A 19,064-nucleotide genomic window follows, 5' to 3' on the forward strand; every position below is an offset into this window, starting at 1 on the left:
GCGTAGAGCTCACCCGAACACCCTGCGGAGAGAGACCGGCACCCGGGCGCCCCTTGCAGCGGGCGGCGGCCGGGCCGGGGAAAAGAGAAAAGGAGACCTGAAAAGATGAAATATCAGCCCAACGACAAGCGCGCCCTGTTGCAGGCGGCCCTGGGCCGCATCCCCTGCGACCTGGCCATCGCCAACGTCCAGTACGTCAACGTCTTCACCGGCGAGGTTTACCCTGCCACCGTCTTTGTCCACCAGGGCTTTGTGGCCCACGTGGAGGCGGGCGACCCCCAGGCGGACCTGCACCTGGCCAAAGAGGTCTACGACGGGCGCGGCCGCACCCTGGTGCCCGGCTTCATCGACGCCCACGTCCACGTGGAGAGCTCGATGCTGACCCCCCGCAACTTCGCCGCCGCCGTCCTGCCCCACGGCACCACCACCGCCGTCACCGACCCCCACGAGATCGCCAACGTCGCCGGGGAGGAGGCGGTCCACTACATGCACGACGCGGCCCTGGGCCTGCCCATGCGCCAGCTCATCAACATCCCCTCCTGCGTCCCCTCGGTCCCCGGGCTGGAAAATGCCGGGGCCACCTTTGACGCCGGCACCATCCACCGGCTGGCCAAGCTGGAAAATGTCCACGGCCTGGCCGAGGTGATGGACTTTGTCGGGGTGGTCGAGGGCGAGGAGCGGATGATGGACATCATCGCCGCCGCCGAGGAGGAGGGGCTCTACCTGCAGGGCCACCTCCCCCGCCAGACCGGGCGGATGGTCTCCGCCTACCGGGTGGGCGGCCCCTGGACCTGCCACGAGTCCACCACCAGCGAGGAGTCGGTGGACAAGATGCGCGCCGGCATCTACGTCGACGCCCGGGACTCCTCCATCTCCCGCAACGTCACCGCCGTCTGGGAGGGGGTCAAGGACTTTCCCTGCCTGGACCGGCTGACCTTCTGCACCGACGACAGAGAGGCCGACGACATCCTCTATGTGGGGCACATCGACGACGTGGTCCGCCACGCCGTCAGCCTGGGGATGGACCCGGTCTTGGCCATCCGCAGCGCCACCCTGCTGCCCGCCCAGGCCGCCCGCCTGGACAACCTGGGGGCGGTGGCCCCCGGCTATGTGGCCGACTTCCTGCTGCTGGACGACCTGCAGAACCTGCAGGTCAAGGAGGTCTTCACCGCCGGCAAAAAGGTGGCGGAGGACGGGGCCCTGCTGGTGGAGATCCCCCAGCAGGCCCACCCCTTTGAGACGGTCAACTCCATGGACGTGCCTGACCTGACCGCCGCCGACTTTGCCCTGGCGGCCCCCGCCGGCTGCGGGGAGCAGGTGGCGGTCAACGTGATGACCTACGGCGACATGGAGGTCTCCACCGCCGACGCCGTGGTGGAGACGCTGCCGGTCAAAGAGGGCCGGGTGGACATCTCCGGCGACAGCGACCTCTGCTACGCCATTGTCATCAACCGCTACGGCAACGGCACCCTGGCCAAAGGGGTGGTCCGCGGCTTCGGCCTGGAGCGGGGGGCCGACGGCTCCACCGTCTCCCACGACTGCCACAACCTGACCATCGTCTACAAGACCCCGGAGGACGGCTACGCCGTCTACAAAAAGCTGCGGGAGTGCGGCGGCGGCATCGCCTGTGCCGCCGGGGGAGAGGTCCTCTGCACCTTCCCCCTGCCGGTGGGCGGGCTGATGTCCAACCTCTCCTGGGAGCAGGTGGCGGCCCAGTCGGTGGCCATGAAAAAGGCCCTGCGCCAGGTGGGACTGCAGCAGAAAAACCCCCTGCTGCGCATCGCCACCCTGGCCCTGCCGGTGATCCCCAAGGTGAAAATCAGCGATCTGGGGCTGGTGGACGTGCTCAAAAAAGAGCTGATGCCCCTCTTCCCCAAGGCGTAGAGGCTCTGATAAAAAAAGAGGACTGGCAAAAGCCAGTCCTCTTTTTTATGGCGCAGAGGGGGAAGGTGCGCGCTAATCCTCGCTCTTCAGCCGGCGCTCGAAATCCGCCAGGGGCATGGGTTTGGCAAAGACAAAGCCCTGCACCGTGTCGCAGCCGGCCTCCCGCAGGAAGGCCACGCTGTCCATGCTCTCGACCCCCTCGGCGATGACGCGGATGTGCAGCTCCCTGGCCATCTGAATGATGTTGCGCACCACGATGCGCTCCCGGCTCTTGTCCACGCTCTTGTGGAAAAAGAGGATGTCCAGCTTGAGGACGTCAATGGGCAGGTTTTTCAGCAGGTTGAGGGAGGAGTAGCCCGACCCAAAGTCGTCCAGCGAGCAGACGAACCCCCGCTGGTGCAGCTGCTGCACCAGTTGGAGAAAGAGGGTCTCGCCCCCCAGGGCCAGGCTCTCGGTGACCTCCAGCTCAAGCTGGCCGTCGGGCAGGGAGAACTCCTCCTTGGTCTTTGCGTAGTAGTCGACAAAGTCCTCCCGCAGGAGCCCTGCTCGGGAGACGTTGACCGCCAGATTCAGCGGCCGGCCGCCCCCGTCCAGGTGGCGGCGGTACCACTGGCAGGCCTGGCGGAACATGTAGCGGTCCAGCTGGACGATCAGCCCGCTCTTTTCAAAGGCGGGGATGAATTCGCAGGGGGGGATGACCCCCCGCTCGGGGTGGATCCAGCGGCAGAGCACCTCCGCCCCCGCCAGGCGGTTGCCGTTTTGAATGTCGAATTTCGGCTGAAAATAGGGCTGGAACTGTCCCAGGCGCAGGGCCTGTTTGCCCTGTGCCTCCAGCGCCGACTCCTGCAGGTTTTGCCGGCGCAGCGACTCGGTGAAGAAGGCGCAGCCGCTGCCCGCCTCCCCCTTGACCGACTTTTGCGCCATGTTGGCCCGGTCGATCAGCTCGTTGACCGTCAGCCCGCTGTCTTTTGGCTCCAGGCAGCAAAAGCCCATGCACAGCCCGATGTAGGCCAGGTTGGCGGCGCTCTCCTCCGGCTGGTGGAGGGCGTGCAGCAGCTGGTCGAACCAGTCGGTCAACTCCTGCCGCTCCCGGTAGCGGCGCAGCCCAACAAAGTTGTCCGCCGCCATCCGGCAGAACACCTCGCCCGGGCGCTCGCCCTCCTGAAAGAGGCGGTACATCTGCCGCAGCAGCTGGTCGTCCATCTGGTAGCCCAGGGCGTCGTTGTAGTATTTGAATTTTTTGAGGTCGCAATACCACACGGCAAAGGGGCCGTCTCCCCTGCGGGCGACCTCGGCGTCCAGGAGAAATTTGTTGTAGTTGCGGCCGCCGGTCAGCGGGTCCACATAGGCCAGCCGCTCGATTTCCGCCTGGTTGCGGCTCATCATCCGCCGCTGCTGGAACAGCAGCAGCAAAAACAGGGCGCAGGCCGCGATGATGATGGCGACGGCCCCCACCGAGGTGGCCAGGTAGCGCTGGCGCAGGGCCTGCAGGGGGACAGAGGCCAACACGAACCAGTCCTCGATCCCCGCGGGCTCCAGCACCGCCAGCATGGCGACCCCGCCGGCGAGGTAGCGAAAGTGGGTGCTCTCCCCCCGCTCTAGGGCGGCTTGCAGGTCGGCCCTCTCCGCCCCATCGACCCCCTCCAGGGCGTCCAGCGCCGCCGGGGTGGCAGAGGAGGCCCGGGACGAGGCGAGGATCACCGCCCCCGTATTGCTGTACAGGTCGGTGTACCCGCTGCCGTCCAGGAGGGGGGCGTCGAGGATCTCCTGGATGACCGAGACGCTGTTGACCGCGCAGAGGACGCCCAGCACCTGGCCGTCGGCCCGCTCGACCGGCACGGCGTAGTAGTGGACCGATTCCCCCTCGCGAAAGGGGTCGGCGATGGCGGCGGAGATGACGTCCTCCTCCGCCAGGGCGCGGGTGAAGAAATCCTCCCCCGAAACGTCCAGGTTGCGGTAGCGGCGGCCGCCCAACTCCATCAATTCCAGCCGCCCCTCGGCGGTGGCAAAGCCCATGCAGGTGAAGGCGTTGCCCTCGTTGACCTCGCCCATCAGCCGCGCCAGCTGCTCCAAATCGGTGATGTCCTGTTCGGCCACAAAGACGCCGACCCCGTGCAGGGTCTGAAAGTCGCCGTCCACCTGTTTGATGAGGGCGGTCTCGTGCTGGCGGACGGCGTTTTTCAGATAGAGCAGATTTTCGTCTGTGTACTGGTGCCCCATCTGCGCCAAAAACAGAACGCTGCCCACGACAAAACAGAGGCAGAGGAGGATGGCTGTGACTGTCCAGCGACGGTGTCCCTTCGGCTTTTCCTGCAGCGGCATGCGGGGGTCCTCCCTTCGCCTCTTTTTCCCTTATTTCCTCAATTTTAACAGGTTGTGGGCAAAAGAACAAGACCGGCATTTTGGCAGCGTCGAAACGCCAGCCAAAGATCGCCGTTTCCCAATCAAAAAAGGGAGGGGGGAACATCCCCCTCCCCTTTACGCCATTCCCTGAATGACCCGCACCAGCAGTTCGGCGCTCAACTCGGCGGCGCGGTCGGCAAAGTCCTCGTAAATACTCTCGGCCTCGTCGTCGGCCGTGTCCGACAGCAGCCGGATCACCCCAAAGGGCACCCCGTTTTTGACGGCGGTGTGGCCCACGGCCGCCCCCTCCATCTCGGCGCAGTCGGCGCCGGTGCGGGCGATGATGTCGGCCTTGACGGCGCTGTCGCTGACAAACTGGTCCCCCGTGGCGACGACGCCCCGCTTGTAGCGCACCCCGCCGATCTGGTCGAGGCAGCGGCAGATCTGTTCCACCAGCGCCCCGTCGGCCTTGAGCACCGGGGTGTAGGGGTGGCACTGGGCGAAGATGGAGGGATCAAAGTCGTGGTAGAGCACCTGCTCGGCCACCACCACGTCCCCCAGCCCCAGGTCGTCGGCTAGGTTGCCGGCAATGCCGGTGTTGAGCAGGGCGTCCACCCGGTAGCGGTCACAGAGGATCTGGGCGCTGATGGCGGCGTTTACCTTGCCGATGCCGCTGCAAGTCAGCACCACCTGCTGTCTTCCCAGCTGGCCCGAGAGGTAGGTGCCGCCGGCCACCACCTCCTCCTGCAGGTTTTTCAAGTTGGCCCGAATGAGGGCGATCTCCTTTTCCATTGCGCCGATGATCCCGATGGTCTGCATCTCTCGTCTCCTCCTGTTTTGCGCCCGGTGGGCGTCTGTCTCGTTTGGAAATTGTACCACATCCGGCTGCATATTGGTACCCCAAACCGCCCATATTGAAGGGTGAAAAACACCGGGCGGCAGGGCGTGTCTCTGCGCCCCCAAATGGGAGGAATCTTCTATGGAACTGCAAAACAGCCAGACCCACGACAACCTGTTGGCCGCCTTTGCCGGGGAGGCACAGGCCCATCTCAAATACCTGCTCTACGGCAAAAAGGCAAAGGAGCAGGGGTACGAGCAGTTTGCCGACCTCTTCAAACTCACCGCCGCCAACGAGCGCGCCCACGGCGAGATGTGGTTTGAATACCTCAAGGGGGGCGAGGTCCCCGGCGTCGCCGACAGCCTGGTGGACGCCGCCGAGAAGGAGCACTTTGAGTGGAGCGAGATGTACAAGGAATTTGAGAAGACCGCCCGGGAAGAGGGCTTTATCGCCATTGCCGAGCGCTTTCGCCTGGTGGGGGAGATCGAGAAGACCCACGAGGAGCGCTACAACCAGATGAAGCAGAACCTGGACGGCGGCGAGGTGTTTCAAAAGCCCCAGGCCGAGACCTGGGTCTGCAAGAACTGCGGCTACATCTGCACCGGGATGAAGGCGCCGGAGAAGTGCCCGGTCTGCCACTACCCCCAGAGCTATTTTGAGCTGGAGGGCGGCAAGCTGTAACAGACGACTGTCCATGGGGAGGGGGCCTGCTGGGCCCCCTCTTTTTTTGGTTCTGCGCACTGGCCGCCCGCCGGGGAACGTGGTATACTAAAACCCGCAATAGGGAAAAAGGAGGGCGCGCCCATGGGCAGGGAGAAAAAGGCGGAAAAGACCAACGTGATGCGCATTTTGGAGCGGGAGGGGATCCCCCACCAGACCCACGCCTACGACCACCAAGACGGGGTCATCGACGGCCAGGGGGTGGCGGCCAAACTGGGGCAGGACCCGGCGCAGGTCTTCAAGACCCTGGTCTGCCGGGGCCACAGCGGCAGCTACCTGGTCTTCTGCATCCCGGTGGCTGCCGAGCTGGATTTGAAGGCGGCGGCCCGGGCGGCCGGGGAGAAGAGCGTGGAGATGATCCACGTCCGGGAAATCAACCAGGTCACCGGCTACGTGCGGGGCGGCTGTTCCCCCGTGGGGATGAAAAAGCCTTACAAGACGGTGGTGGACGAGAGCTGTCTCCTCTTTGACACCATCATCTTCAGCGCCGGCAAAATCGGCTTTCAGGTGGAGTGCGCCCCCGGCGACCTGCTGAAATTGGTGGGCGGCACCACTGCAGAAATCGCTATTTTGTAATTTTTATAAGATAATATACGAGTCGTATTGACTGGAGGCGTGGCAATGGTGGAGCCGGGCAACCCCCAGCGCTTTGAGGAGGCCCGCCTGCGGGTGCAGGGGGGCGACCGGCTGCGCACCGGGATCGGCACCCTGGGGGAGAAGAGCCTGCACGCGATTTTGAAAAACTACTTTGAGCCCGCGGGCGAGAACCAGGAGACCCGGGTCGGCGACTTTGTGGCCGACATCGTGGGCAGCGAGGGGATCTTTGAAATCCAGACAAAGGGCTTTGACAAGCTGCGCAAAAAGCTGGCGGCCTTTTTGCCGGTCTGCCCGGTGACGGTGGTCTACCCGGTGGCCCAGCTCAAGTGGGTCAACTGGGTGGACCCGTCCAGCGGCGAGGTGGTGGCCCGCAACCGCTCCCCCCGCCGGGGACAGGCGGCAGACGTATTCTACGAACTGTATAAAATAAAAGAATTTTTACAAATGGAGGGGCTGCGGTTCTGCATCCCCCTGTTGGAGGTGGAGGACTACCGCCTTCTCGACGGCTGGGACCGCACCAAAAAGCGGCGGGCCACCCGCAGCGACCGGGTGCCCACCCGGCTGTTCGGCCAGGTGTGGGTCTCCGGCTGGCGGGAGTGGGGGGAGCTGATCCCCCCCGACCTGCCACAGCCGTTCACCGCCAAAGAGTACGCCAAGGCCGCCCGCCAGCGCCTGGAGATGGCCCGCCGGGCGCTGAACGTGCTGGCCTCCCTGGGGCTGGTGGAGCGCGCGGGCAAGGCGGGGCGGGCCTACCTCTACCAGCTGCCTGCAGAAGTGGAAAACGGCTGAGAGCAACCTGCTCTCAGCCGTTTTTTCTGGCGTTAGCGCCCCCGGGGTCTGCCGGGAAATCCAATTGCCTTGGCGCAGCGCTCCCGGAAAGGAGGGGCGCCGAAGGCATAGAGAGAAAGGCAATTTTGGGTACGGGCGGCGCGAGATGGTCTACTGGATTGCCGGGCTGCCGGTGACGGCAGGTGTCTATGCCCATGAGATGTCAGCCGCGCGGAGGGGATGGGGACCGTTGCGGGTGTTATGCGCGCACAAAATGTCGGTCCCCCTTGAGGGGCAAAGCCCGGGCAATGTCCCGTTCGGGCCCGCAGATACCGCCCGTTTCGGCGGTGGTTTGGGCGGCGCGGGGCTACTGGGCGGCGACCTCCTCGGCGGAGGCGGGGCGGACAATGGCCTTGTCCTTCCAGCGGCCGGTCAGATAGCGGACGGTGGTGCCGATGCACTCGGCCAGCCAGCCGATGACCACTGCGATCCAAATCCCGGTGTACCCCAGAATGGGGGAGAGGGCCAGGGCGGCGATGGTCTTGGAGGCGATGCCCGAGAGGGCGAACACCATGAAGAGGTTGACGTCCCCCGCGCCCTTCATCACCCCTTCGGCGGGGAAGAGCAGGGCCATCAGGAAGTAGGAGGCGGCCGAGTAGAGCAGGTAGTTGGCCCCGGCGGCAATCACCGCCTCGGCCCCCTCGCCGCTGACGAAGATGGAGCAGAGCGGCCCGCCGAAGAGGACCACCACCCCGGCCATCAGCACGGCAAAGCCCAGGGAGATGAGCAGGGAGTAGCGGTAGCCGGTCTTGACCCGGCCCACCTTCCCGGCGCCGATGTTCTGGGCGGTGTAGCCGGTGACGGCGGTGCTGATGTTGACCATGGGCATCATGGCCAGGCTCTCGATCTTCATGGCGGCGGTGTAGGCGGCCATGATGACGGGGCCGAAGCCGTTGACCAGGGCCTGCATGATCATCATCCCGGCGGAGATGGCGATCTCCTGCGCGGTGGTGGGGATGGCCAGCTTGATCATCTGCTTGAGCAGGGCGGGGGAGAACTGGCGGCGCAGGGGCTCGGCGTCCAGCTTTTCCTCGTCGGCCGCGGCGATGGAGGCCAGCCGCTTTTGCAGGGCGAAGAGGGCCAGCACCGAGGAGATGGCCTGGGAGATGACGGTGGCGATGGCCACCCCGGCCACCCCCCAGCCGAAGCTGATGACAAACCACAGGTCCAGCACGATGTTGGTGATGGAGGAGATGATGAGGAAGAGCAGCGGGGTCTTGGAGTCCCCCAGCGCCCGAAAGACCGAGGAGAGGATGTTGTAGGTAAAGGTGAACACCAGCCCCAAAAAGTAGATGTAGATGTACTGTTTGGACATGCTCATCAGGGACTGGGGGGTGTTGAGCAGGCGCAGCAGGGCGGGGGTGGCGAGGATGCTCACCGCCGCCAGCACCAGGGAGAGGGCGATGGAAAAGGCCACGCAGGTGACGATGGAGTGGCGCACCTCCCGCTTGCGACCGGCGCCAAAGTACTGGCCGATGAGGATGGAGGCGCCGTTGGAGAGGCCGAAGGCGATGCCGGTGATGGCGAAGGTGATGGCATAGGAGCCGCCCACCGCCGCCAGGGCGTCGGAGCCGACAAAGTTGCCCACCACGATGGAGTCCACCATGCTGTACAGCTGCTGAAAGATGTTCCCAAACAAAATGGGAAGGGCAAAGAGAAAGAGGATCTTTCCCGGGTTGCCGCGGGTCATGTCTTTTGTCATATCGTTCATCCTTTCTGTGAAGGTGTATTGTGCGCCGCGATCGCCCCGGGCAGGGGCGGATAAAAATCCCCAAAAAGGCAAAAAAACAGCAAGGCGAAGCGGCTGCAACGCGTTGCTGCTGATCTTGCGGTGACGAAAAGGGCAAAAAAATAGGCAGAAGAGACAGCTTGCGCGTCGAACCTCCTACCACCGGTCCTCGGCAGTCATGCCGATGTCCAGTCCCAGTATAGACAGCCCTGGGCGGAAAAGTCAAGGGAGCGGGAAAAGATTGGCGGATTGGCCAATATTGGACAGTTTACGTGCAGCGAGATGGCCAAAAAATGCTGTCAAAAGAGGGCGAGAGGACCGTCTTGTCGGGCAAAAGCGGGGGCGGCCAGAGAAAGCGAAGGGGGGAGCACTGCCCACTGTCGCTGTGAAGGGGCGACAGAAAAAAGCCCCTGCGCCAAAAAAGCGCAGGGGCTTTTGGGAAAAGGGGGCTTACCCCCCGATGAGTCCCATGACGAAGATGACGGCGATGAGGATGGGCGCCACCCAGCGGATGAGGAAGCCGTAGACGCGGCGGATGGCAAACCGCTTGCCGCAGCGCTCCACCTCCTCGGTCACCTTGCCCACCCCCCAGACGTGGCCCACAAAGAGGCAGGTGGCCAGGGCGGCCAGGGGCATGAGGATCTTGTCGGTGAGGAAGCCCATGGCGTCAAACAGGTTCATCCCCCCGATGGTGAAGCCGGAGAGGGGGCCCATGGAGAGGCTGGCAAAGACCCCGATGAGGGCCATCAGCCCGCCCATCACCAGGGTGGCGGTGCGGCGGCGCCAGTGGAAGGTGTCGATGAAGAAGGAGGCGACCACCTCCAGCAGGGCGATGGCGCTGGTGAGGGCGGCGATAAAGACCAAAAAGAAGAAGGCCAGCCCGAAAAATCGCCCCAGGGGCATGGAGTCAAAGACCGCCGGCAGGGTTTTGAAGATGAGGCCGGGGCCGCCGGTGGGCTCCATCCCAAAGCTGAAGACGGCGGGCATGATGGCCATCCCCGCCAGCAGGGCCATCAGGGTGTCCAGCCCCACCACGGTGCAGGTGTCCTTGGTGATGTCGGTGTCCTTTTTCAGGTAGCTGCCGTAGGTGATGGCGATGCCCAACCCCAAACTGAGGCTGAAAAAGACCTGCCCCATGGCCAGCACGATGGAGTCGATCAGGGCTTTGGGGTCGGAGAGGAGGGCGGTGTCGGGGACAAAGAGGAACTTGAGCCCCTCCGTCGAACCGGGCAGGGTCACCGAGCGCACCACCACCCCGATGAGGAGGACGAAGAGGAGGGGGAGCAGCCACTTGCTGCAGGTCTCGATCCCCTTTTGCACCCCGCCGATGACCACGATTACGGCCACCGCCATGAACAGCAGGTGCCAGATAACCGGCTGCACCGGGGAGGAGACAAAGGTGTCGAACGCCGCCCCGTCGGAGACGTTGGCGCCGGTGAGGTAGCTGCCGATGTACTTCATCACCCAGCCCCCCACCACGCTGTAATAGGAGAGGATGATGAAGGCGCAGGAGATCTCCAGCACCCCGACGAAGGACCACTTCTTGTCGATGCTGCGAAAGGCGCCGATGGCGTTGAGCTGGGTCTTGCGGCCCACCGCCATCTCGGAGAGCATGATGGGGATGCCCAGCACCAGGGCGAAAATCAGGTAGAAGACGATGAAGAGCCCGCCCCCCGAGATGCCCGCCACATAGGGGAACTTCCAGAGGTTGCCCAGGCCGATGGCCGACCCCGCGGCGGCCATGACAAAGCCCAGGGAGCCGGTGAAGTGGCCGCGGCCCGTTTTTTTCTTGTCCATGTTTTTTCACACTCCTTTGTTGATTCGGTCCCCCCGCGGAGAACGAAAAAAAGTCCCGCCCCTTCACGGTGACGTGAAGGGACAGGACAAAAGTTTCCTGCGGTACCACCCAACTTGGCGCAAAGAGCGCCCAACTCTGCGGGATGCAAACACATCCCCGGCCGATAACGGGGCCTGCCGTGGCGGACTACTGGGGGCGCGCCCCGTTCACCCGCCCTCTCGGGGGCGACTGACCCCACCCCGCTCGCCGCCGTGCTCACACCTGCCACGGCTCTCTGAAGGCGCTTGGATGGGCTTTTTCCCCGTCGGCGATTTGACACCAGCGGTCTGGTTTTGTCGCCGGCGCGCGAACGCCGGCGGAATGGGTCTATTATAGCGGCGCCCTGCCGGTTTGTCAAATGGGGCCCAGAATCAGACGTTGAAGCGGAAGAGGACCACGTCCCCGTCCTGCATCACGTACTCCTTCCCCTCGGAGCGGACCAGCCCCTTTTCCTTGCAGGCGGCCATGCTGCCCTGGGCGACGAGGTCGTCGAAGGCCACCACCTCGGCGCGGATGAACCCCCGCTCAAAGTCAGTGTGGATCTTGCCGGCGGCCTGGGGGGCCTTGGTGCCCTTTTTGATGGTCCAGGCGCGGACCTCGGGCTTGCCGGCGGTCAGGTAGGAGATGAGGCCCAGCAGCTCGTAACAGACCTTGATGAGCCGGTCCAGGCCCGACTCCTCCAGCCCCAACTCCCCCAAAAAGAGGGCCTTGTCCTCGGCGGACATGTCGGCGATGTCCTCCTCGATCTTGGCGCAGATGGGCAGGGAGAGGGCCCCCTCCCCCTGGGCCAGGGTGCAGAGCTTCTGGTAGTTCTCATTGTTCGAGATGTCGCCGATGAAGTCGTCCTCGCTCATGTTGCCCACGTAGATGACCGGCTTGTCCGAGAGCAGGCCCATGGCGTCGATGAGGGCCTTCTCCTCCGGCTCACAGGGGAAGACCGAGGCCCGCTTGCCCTCTTCCAGGTGAGCCTTCAGCCGCTCCAGCAGCTGGGTCTCGGCGGCGTAGGCCTTGTCGCCCTTGGCCAGTTTCTGGGCCTTTTGGATGCGGCGCTCGACGATGTCGAGGTCGGAGAAGATCAGCTCCAGGTTGATGGTCTCCACGTCCCGCAGGGGGTCGACGCTGCCGTCGACGTGGACGATGTCGCCGCTCTCAAAGCAGCGCACCACGTGGACGATGGCGTCCACCTCGCGGATGTGGGAGAGGAACTTGTTGCCCAGCCCCTCGCCCTTGGAGGCGCCCTTCACCAGCCCGGCGATGTCGACAAACTCGATGGTGGCGGGGGTGAACTTGTCGGGCTGGTACATCTCGGCGAGCTTGTCCAGCCGCTTGTCGGGGACGGCCACCATCCCCACGTTGGGCTCGATGGTGCAGAAGGGGTAGTTGGCCGACTCGGCCCCGGCGTTTGTAATGGCGTTGAAAAGGGTGCTTTTGCCCACGTTGGGCAGACCCACGATTCCCAGTTTCACGTGCAGATCCCTCACTATTATTCCATTTGGACGGCTTTGGGGGGCAGGACCCCCGCCGCCCGGCGCTTTTAACAGTATAGCACAAATGCCTGCCCGGTGGAAATGCCCCCGTGTGAATTTGCCGCCCCTTTTTGCAGTTGACAGAAGGGGGAGCGCCGGGGTATGGTAGAGGGGAAAGGGAGGGACGGCGAATGTGCGCCATTTGGACCCTGGAAATGAGAAGGAAAAGCCGCTCCGCGCAGATGAAAAGCGATGAGACGCTGTTCGGAGCTTTGACGGAGGGCTGAAAAGCGCCCTCCCCTCTCGTCGGCGATCAGGCAGCCCGGCGGGTGCGAAGGCGCACCCGTCTGTTGGTGTTGCCCGCCGCCGGGAGATGGTTGCCGCCGACAGCGCCCTGCCGGCGGCTTTTTTGCGCCCCGCCGCGGGCAGGCTGGACGGGGCGCGAAGAGAGACGAGGAGATTAACAAGATGAAAGAGAACCACTACGACGACCCGGCCTTTTTTGAGCAGTACAGCCACTTCCCCCGCTCGGTGGAGGGGCTGTCGGCGGCCGGCGAATGGCACGAGTTGCGGCGGATGCTGCCCGACCTGGCGGGCAAGCGGGTGCTGGATCTGGGCTGCGGCTTTGGCTGGCACTGCAAGTACGCGGCCGAGCAGGGAGCGGCGTCGGTGCTGGGCACCGACCTGTCCGAAAAGATGCTGGCCGGGGCGAGGGAGCGAAATGCCGACCCCCGCGTCCAGTACCGGCGGATGTCCATGGAGGAGATGGACTTTGCCCCCGGCTCCTTTGACGTGGTGATCAGCTCGCTGGCCCTGCACTATGTGGAGGACTTCGCGCCGGTCTGCCGCGCCGTCTGCGACTGCCTGGCAGAGGGGGGGAGCTTTGTCTTCTCCTGCGAGCACCCGGTCTTCACCGCCGAGGGCAGCCAGGAGTGGTGCTGCGACGGGGCGGGCAACCCCCGCCACTGGCCGGTGGACCGCTACTTTGACGAGGGGCGGCGCACCGCCCACTTTTTGGGGTGCGAGGTCACCAAGTACCACCGCACCCTCACCAGCTACCTAAACACCCTGCTGCAGGCGGGCTTTGCCATCAAAGAGGTGGTGGAGCCCCGCCCCGACCCCCGCCTGATGGAGGTGCCGGGGATGGCCGACGAGCTGCGCCGGCCGATGATGCTGCTGGTGCGCGCCGAGAAGGGGAAAAAATAGGACCTTTGGCCTCAAAAGGGCGGTCTGCCGGGCGGCGGGCCGCCCTTTTTCCCCGCCGCGCGGGGGAGGGGCGCGAAAAAGTGCCGCGGCGGGGAAAAAACAGGGGAAATGATATGGTTTCTTTCGCCGATCCGTACTATAATAAATGGTAAATAGGCGCCCTCACCGCGCCGTGCGGCAAACATTTAGAAACTGTTCACCTTTCGCGCCGAGCAGTCGCTATAATGGGAAAATAGAAGGTGAGACGCCGGGCGGCGGGCTGTCCGGCGGCAAAGAAACCGGAGGGGATTTACGCGTGGAAAAGATTCTCGTCGTAGACGACGACAAAAACATCTGTGAACTGCTGCGACTGTATATCGACAAAGAGGGCTACCAGACCGTTGTGGCCTACGACGGCAAACAGGCCCTGAAACTCTTTGAGGAGGAGGCCCCCTGCCTGATCGTGCTGGACGTGATGATGCCCGAGCTCGACGGCTGGCAGGTCTGCCGGGAGATCCGCAAGTCCTCCGACGTGCCCATCATCATGCTCACCGCCAAGGGTGAGACCTTTGACAAAGTGCTGGGGCTGGAACTGGGGGCCGACGACTATGTGGTCAAGCCCTTTGAGTCCAAGGAGATCGTGGCCCGCATCAAGGCGGTGCTGCGGCGCACCGGCACCCGCGCCCAGGCCTCCGACGTGAAAGAGGTGCGCTACGACAAGCTGGTGGTCAACCTGACCCGGTACGAGCTGAAGGTGGACGGCAAGATCGTGGACACCCCGCCCAAAGAGCTGGAGCTGCTCTACCACCTGGCCTCCAACCCCAACCGGGTGTACACCCGCGACCAGCTGCTCGACGAGGTGTGGGGGTTTGAGTACTACGGTGACTCCCGCACGGTGGACGTGCACATCAAGCGGCTGCGGGAAAAGCTGGAGGGCGTCTCCGCCCAGTGGTCGGTCAAGACGGTGTGGGGCGTCGGCTACAAGTTTGAAGTGAAAGACTAGCGCGCAAAAAAAGCGGTGCAGACGGGGGCGGAAGGCCCCCGTTTTGCGACTGGACGGGAAAGGGGCGCCGAGGTGCGAAACGGGATAGTCAAGCGGTATTTTTTTACCTGTGTGTCGGTGGTGCTGGTGAGCATCGTGGTGCTGGGGGCGGTGTTTTTGGGGCTGTCGGCCCAGTACTTTAAAGACGAGCGCCAGGACCAGCTGTTGATCATCGCCCAGCGGGCGGCCGAGCGCACCAGCTCGGGCCTGACCACCAGCGACGGCAACTCCTATCTGCTGGACTTCGACACCCTGCGCCAGGGCTACCGGCTGCTGATCTCCACCCAGGAGGACGCCGACCTCTTCATGACCGATGTGAACGGCGTCACCGTCCTCTGCACCGAGGGGACCCGCTGCGCCCACACCACCTACCGGGTGCCCGCCGAGGTGCTGGAGAAGTCCTCCCAGGCGAGCGCGGCCAAGGGCTACCGGGGGATGGGGACGCTGGGGGAGATCTACAAGCGCCCCCACTACATCGTCAGCGTGCCCATCACCGGGGACGACGGCTACATCATCGGCTACGTCTTTGCCGCCTCGCCGGCGGATGAGCTCTCGCAGTTTTTGGTGGACGTGCTGCGGATGTTCGCCATCGCCGCGGTGGTGGTGCTGGCCATCTCCTTTGCGGTGATCTACTACACCACCAAGCGGCTGGTCTCCCCCCTCAAGGAGATGGCCGGCTACGCCGCCCGCTTCGGGCAGGGCGACTTCTCGCAGACGGTGCCGGTGACCTCCGACGACGAGGTGGGCCAGCTGGCCATGGCCCTCAACAACATGTCCTCCTCCCTGGCGGTGGTGGAGCAGACCCGGCGCAACTTTGTGGCCAATGTCTCCCACGAGCTCAAGACCCCCATGACCACCATCGGCGGCTTTGTGGACGGGATTTTGGACGGGACCATCCCCCCGGAGCGGCAAAACCACTACCTGGGCCTGGTCTCAAACGAGGTGAAGCGGTTATCCCGGCTGGTCAGTGGCATGCTAAACGTGTCCAAGATCGAGGCCGGGGAGATGACCCTCAACACCGTCCCCTTCAACATCTGCGAGGTGATCTTCACCGCCCTGCTCTCCTTTGAACAGCAGATCGAGCAGAAGTCCATCGAGATCGAGGGGCTGGACGTGGACAAGGTGATGGTGGAGGGCGACCGGGACCTGGTGCACCAGGTCATCTACAACCTGGTGGACAACGCGGTGAAGTTTGTCAACGAGGGGGGCGTCATCTCCTTTGGATTTGAGACGGTGGGGGGCTACACCTTCACCGCGGTGCGAAACAGCGGCGAGGGGATCCCCAAAGAGCAGCTGCAGCAGGTGTTTGACCGCTTCTACAAGACCGACCGCTCCCGCGGGCTGGACAAGAAGGGGGTCGGGCTGGGCCTCTACATCGCCAAGACCATCGTCAACCGCCACGGCGGCGACATCGTGGTCAGCAGCAAAGAGGGGGAGTATACCGAATTCCGCTTCTCCCTGCCGGCAGCCAAACCGCTGCGGGCCAAACGGGCCGCCAAGGGCGAGGGCCGGCGGGATGGCCAGCTGGCAGACATCCCCGCCGAGGCGGAGGGGCAACAGGCCCCCGACCCGGGGGATGGGGACAGAAAAATTTAAAGGGATTTCACCATTCTGTCACATCCTATTGGTACAATCAAAAGCGTACTATTCAAAATTAGGAGGCCTCTCCATGTTTGATAACCAACAAAATCCCGAAACGCCCCGGGACGAGACCGGCGGCGCTTCCCCCGCGGGCGGGCCGGGCGGCTCCAGCATTCCCGGCCCCGGGCCCTATGGGCAGCAGCAACCGGGCGGCCATCGCCCCCAGACCCCGCCTGCGGGCGGCGGCGCACAGGCGAGCGGCCAGTCCCCCTACTCCCCCTACCGGCCGGCGGGCCCGGGCGGGGCGCAGCCCTTTGTCTTTGACCCCGACCGGTACGCATCCTCCGGCGGCCCGGGGGGCAAACGGCCGGACAAAAAGCCCAAAAAGGGCAGGGGGGCGGTGGCCTTTGCCGTCATCCTCTGCTGCGTGCTGGCCCTCTCGGGCATTTTGGTGGGGGCCAACATCCTCTACAAAAACTCCCAGAAGGGCTCCGGCGGCCAGGGGGGCAGCTCCCAGGCGGGGGTGACCATCCAAAACCGCCCTGAGGACGGAGACGACGGCGATGATGCCAAGAGCGGCGAAAAGATGACCACCGAGCAGGTGGCCACCAAGGTGAAACCGGCGGTGGTGGGGATCGCCGTCTACAGTCAGCAGAGCACGGTGGAGGCCAGTGGCTACGGCTCGGGCATCATCATGAGCGCCGACGGCTACATCATCACCAACGCCCACGTGGTGGAGGGGGCGGTCGGTCTGACCGTCACCCTGGAAAACGACGAGGAGTACACCGGCAAGGTGGTGGGGACGGACACCAAGACCGACCTGGCGGTGGTGAAGATCGAGGCCCAGAACCTGACCTACGCCGAGTTTGGCAACTCCGACCAGATGAAGGTGGGCGAGGACGTGCTGGCCATCGGCAACCCGGGCGGGCCCAGCCTGGCCGGGAGCGTCACCAAGGGGATCGTCTCGGCGGTCAACCGGACGGTGGGCGGCTCCACCGGCTACTCGCTGCACTGCATCCAGACCGACGCGGCCATCAACCCCGGCAACTCCGGCGGGGCGCTGGTGAACATGTACGGCCAGGTGGTGGGGATCAACTCCTCCAAGATCGCCAAGACCGAGTACGAGGGCATCGGCTTTGCCATCGCCATCAACGAGGCCAAGCCCATCATCGACGGGCTGATCCAAAACGGCTACGTGAAGGACCGGGTGAAATTGGGGGTCACGGTCATCGAGATCAACGACACCACCTCCCGCCTCAACGGGCTGCCCAAGGGCCTCTACATCAAGAGCATCGACCAGGGCAGCAGCCTGGAGGGCACCGGCGTGCAGCCGGGGGACATCATCCGCAAGTTTAACGGCGAGAGCACCGAGAGCTATGAGGCCCTGCAGGCCCAGCTGAAAAACTGCAAGCCGGGCGACGAGGTAAAGCTGACCATCTACCGGTCCCAGCAGTCGGGCACCGACAAGACCTTCGAGGTGGTGGTGACCCTCAAGGAGGACGTGCCCAACGCCGTCGTCAACCAGTCCGCCCGCTCCAAGGTGAGCTGAATGATTTTTTGACCGATCTTTTCTCCGCAAAGGGCCCCGAGAGGGGCCCTTTTTGCCCGGGGAAAGGGCGAGGGGGGCGCGCAGATCCTGCGCGCCCCCCTCTTTTGCCGAACGGCCCCCCCGAAAGGGGCATAGGATGGGACTGTCGAGGTCCGGCATGCGGGGCCTCGTTGAGATAGATGGCGGGGGCCGGCGAATGTTCGCCGGCCCCCGCTTTTTTTGGGAAAACCCCTATTCCAGCCCCTGGATCTCGGCGTGGATCTCGGCCAGCCGGTCGGGGATCTCGATGTGCTGGGGGCAGTGCTTCATGCAAGCCCCGCAGCGCTGGCACTGGTCGGCCCGGTTTTCGGCGGGGGTGAAGCGCTGGTACATGGATTTGACCAAAAACTGGTTCTGGTGCCGCTTGTAGTCGTTGTAGAGGGCGAAGATGCGGGGGATGTCCACCCCAAAGGGGCAGGGCATGCAGTAGCGGCAGCCGGTGCAGGGGACGGCGGTGACCTTGCTCAGCTCATCCAGGGACTCGGCCAGGGCGCGCTCCTCCTCTTCGGCGAGGGGGGCGGCGTCTTTAAGGGTGGCGATGTTCTCCTCCATCATCGCCAAATCGGACATCCCGCTGAGGATGACCCGCACGTTGGGGTGGCCCGCCACCCAGCGCAGGGCCCAAGCGGCGTCGCTCCAGTCGGGCTGGCAGGCGCGCAGGGGGGCCTGCGCCGCCTCGGGCAGCTTGGCCAAAAAGCCGCCGCGCACCGGCTCCATGACGATGAGGGGGACGCCGGCCTCGGTGAAGAGGCGGTACTGCTCGTCGGCGTGCTGCAGCGACCAGTCCACGTAGTTGAGCTGCATCTGGGCCACGTCCCACTGGTGCGAGGCGAGGACCCGCTGCAAAAAGGCGGGGGAGTCGTGGAAGGAGAAGCCCACGTGGCGGACCTTCCCCTCGGCCTGCATCCGGCGCATGAAGTCGTAGGCGCCCAGCCGCTCGGCGTCGTCATAGTTCTCGTGGCTGACGGCGTGCAGCAGGTAGATGTCAAAGTAGTCGACCCCGCAGCGCGCCAGCTGGGTGTCAAAGACCTTCTGCATGTCCTCTTTTTCTTTGCAGGCCCAGATGGGCAGTTTGTCCACCAGGATGTAGCTGTCCCGGGGGTACTTGGCCAGGGCGCGGCCCACATTTTCCTCAGAGGTGCCGTCGTGGTAGGGGTAGGCGGTGTCGAAGTAGTTGACCCCGTTTTCCATGGCGCAGTCCACCATCTGCTGCACCCGCTCAAAATCAACCGTCTTCTTGTCCTCCTGCAGGGGCAGGCGCATGGTGCCGAAACCCAGCAGCGGGGTGGAGAGTTCGAGGTTGCCCAGTTGTCTCCTTTGCACGTGTCATTCCTCCCTAATGGCGTGGGAAATCCCCACAGATTCGCCCTTATCATACACCATCGCCCGGACCATTGCAAAGGAAAGCGCCGCGGCGCCGGCAAAA

The 19,064-nt window shown here is 64.3% G+C and carries 14 protein-coding genes; 8 read left to right on the plus strand and 6 right to left on the minus strand.

The window, feature by feature from the left end:
• The first annotated feature begins 105 nt into the window (after positions 1–105).
• Positions 106–1,884, plus strand: a complete 1,779-nt coding sequence (locus tag KQI11_RS02400) for an adenine deaminase (RefSeq protein WP_216400952.1) — start codon at positions 106–108, stop codon at positions 1,882–1,884.
• A gap of 72 nt (positions 1,885–1,956) precedes the next feature.
• Here the strand turns inward: KQI11_RS02400 and KQI11_RS02405 are convergent, their stop codons facing one another.
• Positions 1,957–4,206, minus strand: coding sequence for a putative bifunctional diguanylate cyclase/phosphodiesterase (locus tag KQI11_RS02405; protein WP_216400953.1), 2,250 nt, complete (start codon positions 4,204–4,206; stop codon positions 1,957–1,959).
• A 156-nt stretch (positions 4,207–4,362) separates the two neighbouring features.
• A complete protein-coding gene (locus tag KQI11_RS02410) occupies positions 4,363–5,046 on the minus strand; it encodes a 5'-methylthioadenosine/adenosylhomocysteine nucleosidase (protein WP_185915952.1) in 684 nt (227 codons plus the stop codon).
• Between the two features lie 160 nt (positions 5,047–5,206).
• Between KQI11_RS02410 and KQI11_RS02415 the strand changes: the two genes are divergently transcribed.
• The 3 genes from KQI11_RS02415 (at position 5,207) to KQI11_RS02425 (ending at position 7,171) form a co-directional block, all read left to right on the plus strand.
• On the plus strand, positions 5,207–5,746 hold the full coding sequence (locus KQI11_RS02415) for a rubrerythrin family protein (protein WP_185915951.1): 540 nt from the start codon (positions 5,207–5,209) through the stop codon (positions 5,744–5,746).
• Positions 5,747–5,869: 123 nt separating this feature from the next.
• Positions 5,870–6,361 carry a Cys-tRNA(Pro) deacylase gene (ybaK, locus tag KQI11_RS02420; RefSeq protein WP_185915950.1) on the plus strand — a complete coding sequence of 164 codons (492 nt, stop codon included), beginning with the start codon at positions 5,870–5,872 and terminating at the stop codon, positions 6,359–6,361.
• Between the two features lie 45 nt (positions 6,362–6,406).
• A complete protein-coding gene (locus tag KQI11_RS02425; RefSeq protein WP_216400954.1) occupies positions 6,407–7,171 on the plus strand; it encodes a DUF8091 domain-containing protein in 765 nt (254 codons plus the stop codon).
• Positions 7,172–7,517: 346 nt separating this feature from the next.
• Here KQI11_RS02425 and KQI11_RS02430 read toward each other — a convergent pair whose 3' ends face one another.
• The 3 genes from KQI11_RS02430 to ychF form a co-directional block, all read right to left on the minus strand.
• On the minus strand, positions 7,518–8,912 hold the full coding sequence (locus KQI11_RS02430) for an MATE family efflux transporter (RefSeq protein ID WP_216400955.1): 1,395 nt from the start codon (positions 8,910–8,912) through the stop codon (positions 7,518–7,520).
• Positions 8,913–9,389: 477 nt separating this feature from the next.
• Positions 9,390–10,736, minus strand: a complete 1,347-nt coding sequence (locus KQI11_RS02435) for a sodium-dependent transporter (protein ID WP_216400956.1) — start codon at positions 10,734–10,736, stop codon at positions 9,390–9,392.
• Between the two features lie 411 nt (positions 10,737–11,147).
• Positions 11,148–12,242: a redox-regulated ATPase YchF gene (ychF, locus tag KQI11_RS02440; RefSeq protein WP_216400957.1), complete on the minus strand. Its 1,095-nt coding sequence runs from the start codon at positions 12,240–12,242 to the stop codon at positions 11,148–11,150.
• Positions 12,243–12,710: 468 nt separating this feature from the next.
• On the opposite strand from ychF, the gene KQI11_RS02445 reads away from it, so the two are divergent.
• The 4 genes from KQI11_RS02445 to KQI11_RS02460 all read left to right on the plus strand — a co-directional run bounded on the left by KQI11_RS02445 (position 12,711) and on the right by KQI11_RS02460 (position 17,599).
• A complete protein-coding gene (locus KQI11_RS02445) occupies positions 12,711–13,448 on the plus strand; it encodes a class I SAM-dependent methyltransferase (RefSeq protein WP_216400958.1) in 738 nt (245 codons plus the stop codon).
• 295 nt (positions 13,449–13,743) lie between these two features.
• Complete coding sequence (locus KQI11_RS02450; protein WP_021659545.1) at positions 13,744–14,430, plus strand: response regulator transcription factor; 687 nt, start codon at positions 13,744–13,746, stop codon at positions 14,428–14,430.
• Positions 14,431–14,502: 72 nt separating this feature from the next.
• Complete coding sequence (locus KQI11_RS02455) at positions 14,503–16,065, plus strand: HAMP domain-containing sensor histidine kinase (RefSeq protein WP_216400959.1); 1,563 nt, start codon at positions 14,503–14,505, stop codon at positions 16,063–16,065.
• Between the two features lie 73 nt (positions 16,066–16,138).
• The gene (locus KQI11_RS02460) at positions 16,139–17,599 is read left to right on the plus strand and encodes a S1C family serine protease (protein ID WP_216400960.1); all 1,461 of its coding nucleotides are present in this window, start codon (positions 16,139–16,141) and stop codon (positions 17,597–17,599) included.
• Positions 17,600–17,830: 231 nt separating this feature from the next.
• Here the strand turns inward: KQI11_RS02460 and KQI11_RS02465 are convergent, their stop codons facing one another.
• Positions 17,831–18,961, minus strand: a complete 1,131-nt coding sequence (locus KQI11_RS02465; RefSeq protein WP_216400961.1) for an aldo/keto reductase — start codon at positions 18,959–18,961, stop codon at positions 17,831–17,833.
• Positions 18,962–19,064 lie beyond the last annotated feature (103 nt).

This window comes from Acetanaerobacterium sp. MSJ-12 (assembly GCF_018917875.1).
Taxonomy (GTDB): domain Bacteria; phylum Bacillota; class Clostridia; order Oscillospirales; family Ruminococcaceae; genus Bittarella; species Bittarella massiliensis.